Genomic DNA, 12,301 nt, shown 5'->3' with positions numbered 1-12,301 from the left:
TCCCTCGCTACCTCCGCACTTGACAACTATACGACGTACAAGTTCTCCTATGCACTGTACATGTACGCCGTACACGTACTCCGTACAAGAGGAGGACTCATGTCTGGACGGTGGTGGGCGCTCGTCGCGGTGGCGCTTGCGACATTCATGACGTATTTGGACAACAACGTCGTCAACGTTGCGTTGCCCACGATCCAGCGCGACCTGGCGCTGACGATCTCCGGCCTGGAGTGGATCGTGAGTGCGTACATCCTGGTTTTCGCGGGACTGCTGCTCGCCGGGGGACGCCTCGCTGACGTCTTCGGTCCCCGGGCCGCGTTCTTCACCGGCTTGACGGTCTTCACGCTCGCCTCGGTGGCGGCGGGCCTGGCCTGGAACCAGGAGACGCTGATCGGCGCGCGGGCCCTGCAAGGGCTCGGCGCGGCGCTGGTGACTCCCGCCACGCTGGCCTTGCTGCCGCGGATCTTCCCCGACCCGCGCGAGCGGGCGACGGCCGTCGGCGTCTGGAGCGCCGTCGGCGCCCTGGCCCTCGCGATCGGCCCGCTCACCGGCGGTTTCCTCAGCGAGAACGCCCACTGGGGCTGGATCTTCCTGATCAACGCGCCGATCGGCGTGGTGGCGGCCGTGATCGGCGCGCGGGCGATCCGGGTGGAGCGGGTCACCCCTGAGCAGGTCACCACCGGGCAGGTCACGGTCACTTCCCGGCGGGGCGCGACCGGGCGGCTCTCCCTCGACCTGCCGGGCCTGGCCACCTCCGCCGTCTCGCTGTTCGCCCTCACCTACGCGCTGATCGAGGGCGCGTCCCGCGGGTGGACCTCCGGCCCTATCCTCGGCGCGTTCGCCGTCGCCGCGGTGGCCGCCGTCGCCTTCCTCGTGGTCGAGTCCCGTACGGCGCAGCCGATGATCGACCTGACGCTGTTCAGGGAGCGGGTCTTCAGCGGCGGACTGCTGGCGATGGGGCTGTGGGCGTTCGGGGTGTTCGGCATCTACTTCTTCACGGCGATCTACCTGCAGAGCGCGCTCGGGTTCTCCCCGATCGAGGCCGGTGCGGGCTTCGTGCCGATGGCGCTGCTCATGGCGGTGTCGGCGACCGTCGCGCCCCGGCTCGCCGAGCGTTTCGGCAGCGGGCCGACCGTCGCGGCGGGTCTCGGCCTGATGGCGGTGGCCGTCGCCGGGCTGTCGAGCGCGGGCGAGGGCTCCCACTACGGCGATCTGCTCCCCTGGTTCCTCGTGTACGGCCTGGGCGGCGGCCTGCTCGTCCCGCTGACGAACGTCGTGCTGAACGCCATGCCCCCCGCCCGTGCGGGGGTGGCCTCGGGTGTGCTCAACGTCTCCCGCGAGGTCTTCGGCCTGCTCGGGGTCACGATCCTGGGCGCCGTCCTGAGCGCCAGGCAGAGCGCGCTCACCGGCCCTCCGCTGCACACCTTCCTGGAGGCGTACCGGTTCACACTGCTCATCGCGGGGGCGATCGTGCTGGTCGGCGTGCCGGTGAGCCTCTACTCGCTGCGCCGCACCCGCACCGCCGCGTCCGTGCCCGCCGAATCGGCCGTGCCCGAGCCCGTCGCCTGACTCTCCGGACGGCCGGGCGCCGGTCGCGCCCGCACCTCGCGCTCCCGCACCGCCCGCACCTCGCGCTCCCGCGCCGTCGGCACCGCCCGCGTCCTGCCGCCGCGCAGGCCGGCGGGCCGGCTGACGGTGCAGGACGACAGGGTGAAGGGCGGCGACGGTTCAGGACGACAGGGCGACGCCGGGGAGCGGGGTGGCGGGCAGCAGGGCGCCGGCCCGCTTGATCGTGCGGATCACCGGAGCGGTCTCCACCTCGAGCACCCCGCTCAAAGACGCCACCCGTTCGGTCAGGTAGCGGTAGAGGGCCCGAGTGTCGCGGCAGGTCACCCCGGCCATGAGGTTGGCCGGGCCGGTGGTGGCCGCCACCACGTCGGCCTCGGCGTGACCGGCCATGGCCGCGCCGACGGCGGTCAGGGCCCGTGGCTCGACCTTCATCCACAACCATGCCTCGGCGTGGTAGCCGAGCACCTGTGCGGGGATCTCCACATCGAGACGCAGGGCCCCGGCGGCGCGCAGTTGCTCGAGTCGCCGGCGGGCGGTGGTCTGCGAGCATCCTGCGGCCGCAGCCAGTTCGCCGAGGCCGGCCCGGCCGTCCCGGGCCAGCACCCGCAGCAGGGCGTGGTCCTCGCCGCTCAGGGTGATCTCGTGCTCGTCGTCCAGGGGATCCGGGCGCAGGCGGGCGGCCTGCTCCTCGGAGAGCGCGGCCGTCCGGCTGCGCCACCCGGCGAACATGTGCAGCGTGGCGTGAGCCGACATCGAGGCAATGCGCGGAGTCCTGGGAAGCCTCCTCAGCAGCAGGTCGTCCCCCTCCTCACCGGCCTGGACCCCGCAGGCGATCTCGGTGCCGCCGGACAGCAGCCGCACCCAGACGGTGTCCTCGCGCCGGGCCAGCGCCTCGGCCACCGGCCCGGCGGCGTCTGGCGTGCACACCAGACGCACCGCCCAGGAGACCTGCCCGAAGCGAGTGCCGTCCAGCATGCCGACCACCCGCAGGAGTCCCTGAGAGCGCAGCCTGCGGTAGCGGCGCCCGATGGTGTGCTCGGAGGTGCCGATGACCTCGGCGACCCGCCGGAAGGGCACCCGGCCGTCGATCTGGAGCGCGTGCACGAGAGCGCGGTCAATGCTGTCCAGCACGCCAATTTTCGCCATATTGCATGGTTTCCTGCGATTTGCCGCCACGTACAGGCCGTTGAGCTGCGGGCCCGGCCGTGCCGAGGCGATCGTGGACGCATGAGCACCTATCCGGTTTCCGGAGCCACAGGGAACGTCGCGCGATGGGCCGCTGAGCACGCGGCCGGCTTCGGCGGTGGGCCGCGATGAGAGTGATCGTCGTCGGAGCGGGCCTGGGCGGCCTGGCCCTGGCCAACGGACTGCGTGGGCACGGCATCGACGTGGCCGTCTACGAGCGTGATCCCTCGCCCGTGGTCCGCGGTCAGGGCTACCGTCTGCATCTGGGCGACCCGGGCATCGACGCGCTGACATCGGTGCTCGCGCCCGCGCGGGCATCCGCGTTCCTGGCCGGCGCTCACGCGCCCAAGGCCCGGTTCATGCGTTTCGATACGGCACTCCACGTCGTGGAAGAGCATGATTTCGGCGGCCGGCACCTGTCGGTCGACCGGCAGGAGTTACGCGACGTCCTGCTGGCGGACGTGAACGACATGATCAACTATGGCAGGCGCCTCACCGCCTTCCGGAACGAGGCCGGACGGGTGACCGCGTACTTCGACGACGGCACCACGGCCGGCGGCGAGGTGCTGGTGGGCGCCGACGGCGTCAACTCCACGGTCCGCAGGCAGTACCTGCCGCACGCCCGCGTCGTCGGCACCGGCCTCGCACAGCTCTACGGCAAGATCTCCCGCAGCCTGACCGAGGACCTGGACAACGTGTTCAGCGCGGTCACCGGACCCGGCCACCGCGTGGTGGGCGTCGCCCGCACCCGCGATTACGCCACCTGCTCGTTCAGCGCCCGGGTCGACGAACTGCCGCCCGATCTCCACCGCATGACCCAGCAGCAGCTCAAGTCCCTGGTCATGGAGATGACACACGGCTGGCACCCCCGCGTCCGGCAGATGCTCGAAGACTGGCGGGAGATCGTCCCGCTGGCGCTGCGCACCAGCATCCCCGTCGACCCCTGGCGCACCACCCGCGTCACGCTGCTCGGCGACGCGGCCCACGCGATGAGCCCGGCGGCGGGGGCCGGGGCCAACCTCGCACTCCAGGACGCCGCGCGGCTCACCGCCGCTCTCGCCTGCGGCGGCCCGCCGATCCCGGGGCTGCGTTCCTACGAGCGCGAGATGATCGACTCGGGCTTCGCCGCGGTTCGCGCCTCCGCCGCCAACGGCACTCGGATCCTCGGTCAGGACCCGCTCCCGGACCGCCAGGAGGATCGACGCACCGTCCCCCGAAGTTCATAGCCCCGGCCCGGCCGGACGGCCGGGCGCCGGGCAGGGCGAGCCGCGCGGCCCGGACCGCGGCGCGGACGTGACCCGACGGGGAGCCGGGCCGCGGGCCGGATCCGGGACAATGGGCCGGTGCCGGCACGCAGACTCGACCCCGAGAAGATCAGAGAGGCGCTCGACGCCCAGCTCGCCGATCTCGGACGGCCGCCGTACGACGGCCCCGCGACCAGGGCGGCCGGCGCGTGTGTGGGGGCCGTGCTGGACGCCTTCGAGGCCGGGCGGGCGCCGGTCAGGACAGCCGCCCGCGCCGCCGTACGGCACCTGCTGGAGGAACTGGCCGCGCGGGCGCCGGGGCGGTCGGTGGAGGTGCGGGTCCCGCCGTACGCGGCCGTGCAGTGCGTGGAGGGGCCCCGGCACACCCGGGGCACTCCGCCCAACGTGATCGAGACCGATCCGCGCACCTGGCTCGAACTGGCCACCGGCCGCCTGTCCTGGGCCGACGCGACGGACGCCGGGAAGATCGCGGCCAGCGGCGCCAGAGCCGACCTGTCCTGGCTCCTGCCGCTGGCGTGACCCCGCACCCCGGAGCCCCGCGGCCACCGGCCTGTCCGGCGACCCTGAGACGCTCGGTGGCCGGCTCGCAGGGGTCACCGCGGCCGGCCGAGCCTGTCGTCCACGCAGCGCCGCGCGTCCTCCTGGGTGGGGTAGAGCCGGGAGTCGAAGCACTCGCCGAGGCGCCTGCTCTGGAACCAGTTGTAGAGCAGCACGCCGAGGATCAGGGCGAGGACCAGGGTCAGCGCGTTCAGCACGACCCCGGCGGTGGCTCTGCGCCTGTTGGAGTTCCTGGCGATCGCCACGATGCCGAGGACCAGTCCGACGACGGCCAGGACCGTCCCGACGCCGCAGAACAGCAGCAGGACGAGCGAACAGATCCCGAGCACCAGCGCCGCCGTGCCGAGGCCCCCACCGGGTCCGCCGGGCCCACCGCTGGGCCCGCCGCCCGGCCCTCCGGGTCCCCAGGGCCCGCCGGGACCGTCCGGCCCCCAGGGCGGCGGCGGCAACGGCCCGCCGTACGGTGGCCTGCCCGGAGGCTCGCCATAGGGCGGCCCGCCGTGAGGAGGCCCGCCCGGAGGTCCCCCGTACGGGGGCTCGCCGTACGGCCCGCGCGGGGGCCCGGGGTCGCCGGGTCTCGCCACGATGATCCCTCCCGTACGTGATTCTGGCCTCTGCCGCGGCCCTCAGACTCTCCCGGAATCACGGTGTGAGCAGGGACGACACGGCAAAGAGCGGTTGAGGGTTACGGCGGCCGAAGGGCATGCGCCGGTTTGAGCAGCGTCAATGCCTGAATAGACTCGACTGTGTGTTGAAGGGCGACGGCCGGCTGGGCCATGACCTCGACCCCCAGGACCGCGCTCCGAAGGACGCCTGTGGCGTCTTCGGCGTATGGGCGCCTGGGGAGGACGTCTCCAAACTCACCTACTACGGCCTCTACGCGCTGCAGCACCGTGGACAGGAGTCCGCGGGCATCGCGGTCAGCGAGGGCAGCCGAATCCTCGTCTACAAGGACATGGGCCTGGTGGCCCAGGTCTTCGACGAGTCGATCCTCGGCACCCTGCGCGGGCACCTGTCCATCGGGCACTGCCGTTACTCCACGACGGGATCGAGCGTCTGGGAGAACGCGCAGCCGACGCTGAGCTCCACCGACGGCGGCGGGCTGGCGCTCGCCCACAACGGCAATCTGATCAACACCGCGCAGCTCGCCGAACGGCTCACGTCCGGTGCGATGCGGGCCACCACCGACACCGAGGTGCTCACCGCGCTGCTCGCGCAGGACGCCTCGCGCCCTGTGGACGACGTCGCGGCCGAACTGCTGCCGGAGGTCAAGGGCGCCTACTCGCTCGTCTGGATGAACGAGACCACGCTGTTCGCCGCCCGCGACCCGCAGGGCATCCGGCCGCTCGTGCTGGGCAGGCTGGAGCGCGGCTGGGTGGTCGCCTCCGAGACCGCGGCGCTCGACATCGTCGGCGCGTCGTTCATCCGGGAGATCGAGCCCGGCGAGCTGCTGACGATCGACGAGCGCGGCGTGCGCTCGCGCCGCTTCGCCGTGGCGGAGCCGAAGGGCTGCCTGTTCGAGTACGTCTACCTCGCCCGGCCCGACACCACGATCGCCGGGCGCGGCGTGCAGTCCACCCGGGTCGAGGTCGGGCGCGTGCTCGCCCGCGAGCACCCGGTGGACGCCGACCTCGTCATCCCGACGCCCGAGTCCGGCACCCCGGCCGCCATCGGATACGCCGAGCAGAGCGGCATCCCGTACGGCCAGGGCCTGGTGAAGAACTCCTACGTCGGCCGGACCTTCATCCAGCCGTCGCAGACCATCCGCCAGCTCGGCATCCGGCTCAAGCTCAACCCGCTGCGCGAGGTCATCGAGGGCAAGCGCCTGGTGGTCGTGGACGACTCGATCGTCCGCGGCAACACCCAGCGGGCGATCGTGAAGATGCTGCGCGAGGCGGGCGCCACCGAGGTGCACGTCCGGATCTCCTCGCCCCCGGTCGCCTGGCCCTGTTTCTACGGCATCGACTTCGCCACCCGGGCGGAGCTGATCGCCGGGTCGCTGTCGGTGGAGGAGATCCGCTCCTCGCTCGGCGCCGACTCCCTCGGCTACATCTCGCTCGACGGGCTGACCCGGGCGACGACGCTGCCCGCCGACCGGCTCTGCCGCGCCTGCTTCACCGGTGAGTACCCCATCCCGATCGAGGACGACCGGGTGGGCAAGTTCGTGCTGGAGGCCCAGCGATGACCAGCTACGCCGACGCCGGCGTCGACATCGAGGCGGGCGACCGCGCGGTCGAGTTGATGAAGTCGCGGGTGGCGCGGTCCCGGCGGCCCGAGGTCGTCGACGACGCCAGCGGCTTCGCCGGGCTCTTCGACGCCTCGGCCTTCCTGCGTTACCGCCGGCCGCTGCTCGCCACGTCCACCGACGGCGTGGGCACCAAGGTCATGCTGGCGCAGCGGCTCGGCAAGCACGACACGATCGGCATCGACCTCGTCGGCATGGTGGTGGACGACCTCGTCGTGTGCGGGGCCGAGCCGTTGTTCATGACCGACTACATCGCCTGCGGGAAGGTGGTGCCGGAGCGCATCGCCGACATCGTGGGCGGCGTCGCCGAGGGCTGCCGCCTCGCGGGCTGCGCGCTGGTCGGCGGCGAGACCGCCGAGCATCCCGGCGCGATGGGCCCCGACGAGTACGACCTCGCGGGCGCCGGCACCGGGGTCGTCGAGGCCGACGAGATGCTCGGGCCCGACCGGGTGGTGCCGGGGGACGTGGTGCTCGGGCTGGCCTCCAGCGGCGTCCACTCCAACGGCTACTCGCTCGTCCGGCATGTGATCGCGAAGGCCGGGCTGGACCTGGAGCGGGAGTTGCCCGAGCTGGGCCGCACGCTCGGCGAGGAACTGCTCACGCCGACCCGCGTCTACTCGCTCGACTGCCTGGCGCTCATCCGGGAGACCGAGGTGCACGCGCTCGCCCACATCACCGGCGGCGGGCTCGCGGCGAACCTGGCCAGGTCCCTGCCCGCGACGGCCGACGCCGTGCTCGACCGGAGCTCCTGGACGCCTCCCGCGATCTTCGAGGTGCTGGCCGGCCACGGCGGCGTGCCCCAGGAGGAGATGGACAGGACGTTCAACCTCGGCGTGGGCATGTGCGCGATCGTCCCGGCGGCGGAGGCCGACAGGGCACTGGCGCTGCTGACCGGCCGCGGCCTGCCCGCCTGGGTGCTGGGCGAGATCGTCGCCGGAGAGGGGCGGGCGCGTTTCCGTCGGTGAGCCCGCGTCGTCCGGCGGCCGGTGTGGTGTGACACGTCTCACCGCGTGCCCGCCGTTCACCCCGACCGGCGGCGAGGGCTCGCCTCGGCTCCTGTCGCACGGGCTCCCGTCGCAGGGTGCCCGTCAGCGGAAGAACGCGGGCATCCTCGGGCGCTCCCCGAACAGGCCGATGTGGCGAGTATGCGAGGCGGGCACGCACACAACCGGGCGTACCACCTCGCGTGAAGGCGCGTCGCTGGTCGCGGACACGCTGGTCACTGCATATGAGTCAGCAACCCGGCGGGGGAACGGTCCCCGCCGGGTCACTCATCTGGCGATCGGTAACGGCTCAGCGCCGCCCGGGGCTGCCGTCGTCGCCGTCATCGTCGTCGACGGCCGCGTAATCGCTGTAGCGATCAGCCAACTCGTCGTAAGGGTCATGCTCGTCACTGTGGCCGGAATCGTCGGCGTCCACGACTCCGAGCTCCGCGCGCAGGCGCTCAAGATCCGTCCCGCCGCTGTTGTACTTCAGCTGACGGGCGACCTTGACCTGCTTGGCCTTGGCTCGGCCGCGCCCCATTGGCTCGACCCCCTCATGCGGGGTCGTGCCCGACCCCTCGTCACTAACGCACCGCGCACCGACGCCACCTGACTTCAGGCGTCAGTCTCTCGTTCGCCTATTACCGTACCTGGTTTGTGCGCCGCTCGGTACGTCGTAAGAGCGGCGGCGGTCAGCGCCGGAGCCAAATCCCCCTAAGGCGACCTATTTCCGACATTCTGCGCTCCGCCAGCCTATCCGCGGCGACCGCGGGAGGAACCCCTTCCTCCTCGGCCGACCGGAAGATCCTGCGGGTGGTGTCGAAGATCATCGCGGCCCGCGCGCGGGCGCGTTCCATGTCGAATCCCCCGATTTCATCGGCCACCTGGATGACCCCGCCCGAGTTCACGACGTAGTCGGGGGCGTACAGGACGCCCCGCTCGGCGAGCTGCTTCTCGACGCCCGGATGCGCGAGCTGGTTGTTCGCCCCGCCACAGATGATCTTCGCCTTGAGCCGGGGGACGGTCTCGTCGTCCAGCGCCCCGCCGAGCGCGCAGGGGGCGTACACGTCGATGTCGGACGCGGCCAGCGTGGCGGCGTCGGGCACGACCTCGACGGCCGGATGGCGCTGCCGGACCCACTCGACGGCCCGCTCGTCCACGTCGCAGACGACGACCTCGGCGTCGTCCGCGATCAGGTGGTCGACGAGCCGGCGGCCCACCTTGCCGACCCCTTCGACCCCGACCCGCCGGCCGCTGAGGGACGAGGTGCCGTACATGTGGTCGGCGGCGGCCCGCATGCCCTGGAAGACCCCGAAGGCGGTGAGGATGGAGGAGTCTCCGGCGCCGCCGTGCGCCGGGGTCCGGCCGGTGACGTAGGAGCACTCCCGCGCCACGACGTCCATGTCCTCGCTGTAGGTGCCCACGTCGCAGGCGGTGTAGTAGCGGCCGCCCAGCGACTGGACGAACCTGCCGTACGCGCGCAGGAGCGCCTCGCTCTTGTCGGCCGAGGGATCGCCGATGATCACGGCCTTGCCGCCGCCGTGGTCGAGCCCGGCCAGCGCGTTCTTGTACGCCATGGCCCGGGAGAGGTTGAGGACGTCGGCGAGGGCGGCCTGCTCGCTCTCGTAGGGATAGAACCGGGTGCCGCCCAGCCCCGGTCCGAGGGCGGTGCTGTAGATCGCGATGATCGCGTAGAGGCCGCTGCGCTCGTCGGTGCAGAAGACGACCTGCTCGTGCCGTACCGGCTGAACGGGGTTGACGCCGTCACCCGAGCCGGATTCCTTGTGGGACAGCCCGAAAACGTCGGTCACGGTAGTGACTCCTGATCGTGTACGCCGCCTCGTCGCGGCGATTCGCCTCCAGCTTAGCCGACCCGGCCATGAAACGATCATGAAAAACCCGGACAGTGCTGCGCGTTCCTCCCCCGACATGGCACGATTCTGGTGTGCTCCCCTACGCCGCCTATCTCCGTGTGTACGAGCCGCTGACCGCTTTCACCCCTCAGGATCGGGCGCGGTGGGCCCGGTACGCCGGGTCGCGCGACCGGCCGCGCCGGGCCGGCGCGCTCGAGGTCGAGCACGGCGAGGCGGTCCGCCGGCTGCTGAGCGTCCCGCCCCTGCCCGCGCCCGAGCGCGAGAGCCCCAACGCCTACCTGCGGCGGGTGGAGGAGACGCTCTACGTCTGCCCCTGGCAGAGCAGGCTCCGGTCGTGGCTGGCGTTCGCCTCCTTCCGCGGCAGCACGCCGGTCAGGCTGGCCTCCCGGTTCGTCCCCCAGGCCATCGCCGAGCAGACCGCCGACGACTTCGACCGGTTCAAGCGCGGGGAGGAGTCCCTGCGCACCTACATCCGCACGAGCACCTGGCATGTCCCGACCGCGTGGTTCGTGCCGTTCGACTCGGCCGAGCGCTGGCTCGTGCTGGGCTCGGAGCAGCCGGCCGAGCCCGTCTCGCAGACCACCGCCGCGCCGCCCAGGAACATGCTGTACGTCACCTCGATGGCGCAGGCCCGCCGCCGGGTGGCCCGGGCCCTGGTGGTGATCCGCCGGCACGTCGGGCAGGTCGCCGCGCTGACCGAGGTGGAGGACATCGGCCGCTGGCTGGAGGAGTTCCATCCCCACTCGCTCGTCGAGCTCGACTACGGCGGCCTCGTCCACCTGATGGACGACCGGACGCTCCAGGGCGACCAGTCCGTCGCGGAGGTCGCCGCGGCCCTGGCGGGCCTTGATACGGGTCAGGAAGAACTTGCCTTCGCGATGTATCAGCGGGTGATTGTCCGCTGGAGGTCGATCCGCGCCCTCGAATCGGCAAACTGAGGGTCATCAACACGCCCCGACCTGCAGATTCTGGTCATGGGATAGTCGATCACACATCTACGAACTGAGTAGTTTGCCGTTTTCACTGCGATACCACGAAACGTGTCGCTAGAATCACCCAGCGTGACATCAACCCGTGGTCGAGACGTTGTGCCCGGAGGGCTCGCCAATCGCGCTACGTGGCTGTATGGTCACATCGGGTGATGCCGTAAATGATCCTAGAAACCGCACGTTTTTGGATCATTGACGGACATCCGTGACAGTGCCGCGCCGACAGCATTGTGCTGTACGGAGCGGCACGAGCGTCAGACAAGTCGGAGGATCGCTGCCGACGGTCCACACGGAGGAGAGGCCGCACAAATGTCAGCTCGTACACCCGAGGCCGAGCCACTGCTCACCCCGGCGGAGGTCGCCACGATGTTCCGCGTCGACCCGAAGACCGTCACGCGGTGGGCGAAGGCGGGCAAGTTGACGTCGATCCGCACCCTCGGCGGTCACCGGCGGTACCGGGAGACTGAGGTCCGCGCACTGCTCGCGGGGATTCCGCAGCAGCGGTCCGAGTAGGACGTGGCCGCCGCGTCACGGGGGAACGACGGCGCGCTCGCGTCGGGGATGTGAGCGCGCCCACCATGCTCCCGTGACCGATCACCGGTCACGGGAGGGATCTGGGGCCGGCGCCGCCCGCCCGGCGCCTCCCCGCGCACACGCTGTCCCGTGCGCCTTTCTTCCCTGACTCCACGGCGATCCGATCCTTACCGGAACGCCCCGAGCAGGCGCCCTCGCCGTCCCCGTACGGGGAGCGCACCCGACCGTTCGGCGATCAGACCGGCCCGTTCGGCGATTGACCTGATCCGGTTCAGGGGACCGGCTCGCCACCCGGCACGAGCGCCGGCGAGCCCAGCAGCGTCCCGACTTCGGGGTCGTGCCCACCGGCCACCTCCAGGAGCGCGACCACCTGGCTCACCAGCAGCCGCTCCAGGTCGTCCCGCGCCATGTCGCGGTGCTCCAGCCAGTCGAGCCCGGCCGTCTCCACCGACGCGATCCACGACCTCAGCGTGACGCGCAGCGCCGGGCCGGGCGTCTCGACGCCCAGCTCATAGGTGATCATGCGGAGCATGCGCTGCCGCACGCCGTCCACGATCTCGCCGATCTCGCCCGCGCGGTTGGCCGGGCCACCCCTGAGCAGTGCGGCGAACCCGGCCGCGCGTTCCTCCACGAAGTCGAAGTAGCGCGTCAGGCCCAGCGCGAGCCGCTCCAGGGGCCCACCTTCGCTCTGCGGCTGCAACCGCGCCTGTAACTCGGCGGCGGCGCTGCGCAGGGCGGCCACGTAAAGCTCCTGCTTGCCCCCGAAGTAGTGGTAGACGAGCGCCCGGGAGGCGCCCGCGGTGACCGCCACGTCGTCGATCGAGACGTCCTCGGCGTCATGCCTGCTGAACAGCTCCAGCGCGGCGGCGATGAGCTCTTCCCGCCGCCTGTCGACGCTCAGCCTGCGCCGCGCCGGCCGTGCGCCCTCCTCAGCTTGGCGTGTGGCACCCACATCCCGCACCCTAGCGAATCGTCCTCGTTATGGGGGGATCGGGCAGATCAAGGGTTGACCCCGGAACCGCATCCGCGGCGGGCACCGTACCCGCGTTCCGGCTACCCTTCCCACACCCGCTGGGAAGGAATGATCCCGCTTTAAGGC

General features: G+C 71.6%; 12 protein-coding genes. 7 read left to right on the top strand and 5 right to left on the bottom strand.

Annotated features, from left to right (window positions below):
• Nucleotides 1-99: 99 nt before the first annotated feature.
• Complete coding sequence (locus tag FED44_RS20730; protein WP_138461728.1) at nt 100-1,569, top strand: MFS transporter; 1,470 nt, start codon at nt 100-102, stop codon at nt 1,567-1,569.
• A 159-nt stretch (nt 1,570-1,728) separates the two neighbouring features.
• Here the strand turns inward: FED44_RS20730 and FED44_RS20725 are convergent, their stop codons facing one another.
• On the bottom strand, nt 1,729-2,700 hold the full coding sequence (locus FED44_RS20725) for an Lrp/AsnC family transcriptional regulator (protein WP_208759091.1): 972 nt from the start codon (nt 2,698-2,700) through the stop codon (nt 1,729-1,731).
• Between the two features lie 182 nt (nt 2,701-2,882).
• On the opposite strand from FED44_RS20725, the gene FED44_RS20720 reads away from it, so the two are divergent.
• Together FED44_RS20720 and FED44_RS20715 are read left to right on the top strand one after the other, a co-directional pair.
• Nucleotides 2,883-3,980, top strand: a complete 1,098-nt coding sequence (locus FED44_RS20720) for an FAD-dependent oxidoreductase (RefSeq protein WP_138461727.1) — start codon at nt 2,883-2,885, stop codon at nt 3,978-3,980.
• A 117-nt stretch (nt 3,981-4,097) separates the two neighbouring features.
• Nucleotides 4,098-4,538, top strand: a complete 441-nt coding sequence (locus FED44_RS20715; RefSeq protein WP_117410245.1) for a sterol carrier family protein — start codon at nt 4,098-4,100, stop codon at nt 4,536-4,538.
• Between the two features lie 74 nt (nt 4,539-4,612).
• On the opposite strand, the gene FED44_RS20710 is transcribed toward FED44_RS20715, so the two are convergent.
• A complete protein-coding gene (locus FED44_RS20710) occupies nt 4,613-4,906 on the bottom strand; it encodes a DUF4190 domain-containing protein (protein WP_138461726.1) in 294 nt (97 codons plus the stop codon).
• Nucleotides 4,907-5,325: 419 nt separating this feature from the next.
• Between FED44_RS20710 and purF the strand changes: the two genes are divergently transcribed.
• Both purF and purM read left to right on the top strand, forming a co-directional pair.
• Nucleotides 5,326-6,762: an amidophosphoribosyltransferase gene (gene purF / locus FED44_RS20700; protein WP_117410308.1), complete on the top strand. Its 1,437-nt coding sequence runs from the start codon at nt 5,326-5,328 to the stop codon at nt 6,760-6,762.
• On the top strand, nt 6,759-7,787 hold the full coding sequence (gene purM / locus FED44_RS20695; RefSeq protein ID WP_138461725.1) for a phosphoribosylformylglycinamidine cyclo-ligase: 1,029 nt from the start codon (nt 6,759-6,761) through the stop codon (nt 7,785-7,787). Before purF ends, purM begins: the two co-directional genes overlap by 4 nt.
• Before the next feature lie 328 nt (nt 7,788-8,115).
• On the opposite strand, the gene FED44_RS20690 is transcribed toward purM, so the two are convergent.
• Nucleotides 8,116-8,346 (bottom strand): DUF3073 domain-containing protein, encoded by a 231-nt coding sequence (locus tag FED44_RS20690; protein ID WP_117410310.1) that lies wholly within the window; start codon nt 8,344-8,346, stop codon nt 8,116-8,118.
• Nucleotides 8,347-8,497: 151 nt separating this feature from the next.
• Complete coding sequence (locus FED44_RS20685; RefSeq protein WP_279633901.1) at nt 8,498-9,616, bottom strand: Leu/Phe/Val dehydrogenase; 1,119 nt, start codon at nt 9,614-9,616, stop codon at nt 8,498-8,500.
• Nucleotides 9,617-9,750: 134 nt separating this feature from the next.
• Here FED44_RS20685 and FED44_RS20680 point away from each other — a divergent pair, with 134 nt between their 5' ends.
• Together FED44_RS20680 and bldC are read left to right on the top strand one after the other, a co-directional pair.
• Complete coding sequence (locus tag FED44_RS20680) at nt 9,751-10,617, top strand: DUF8083 family protein (RefSeq protein ID WP_117410312.1); 867 nt, start codon at nt 9,751-9,753, stop codon at nt 10,615-10,617.
• 360 nt (nt 10,618-10,977) lie between these two features.
• A complete protein-coding gene (bldC, locus tag FED44_RS20675; protein WP_013133571.1) occupies nt 10,978-11,181 on the top strand; it encodes a developmental transcriptional regulator BldC in 204 nt (67 codons plus the stop codon).
• A gap of 292 nt (nt 11,182-11,473) precedes the next feature.
• Here bldC and FED44_RS20670 read toward each other — a convergent pair whose 3' ends face one another.
• Nucleotides 11,474-12,154, bottom strand: coding sequence for a TetR/AcrR family transcriptional regulator (locus FED44_RS20670; protein ID WP_244302103.1), 681 nt, complete (start codon nt 12,152-12,154; stop codon nt 11,474-11,476).
• Nucleotides 12,155-12,301: the final 147 nt, after the last annotated feature.

This window comes from Microbispora triticiradicis (genome assembly GCF_005864065.1).
In the GTDB taxonomy this organism is placed as follows: Bacteria; Actinomycetota; Actinomycetes; order Streptosporangiales; family Streptosporangiaceae; genus Microbispora; species Microbispora triticiradicis.
The sequence above is the reverse complement of the archived record's forward strand: the minus strand, read 5'-3'. Positions and strand labels throughout refer to the sequence as shown.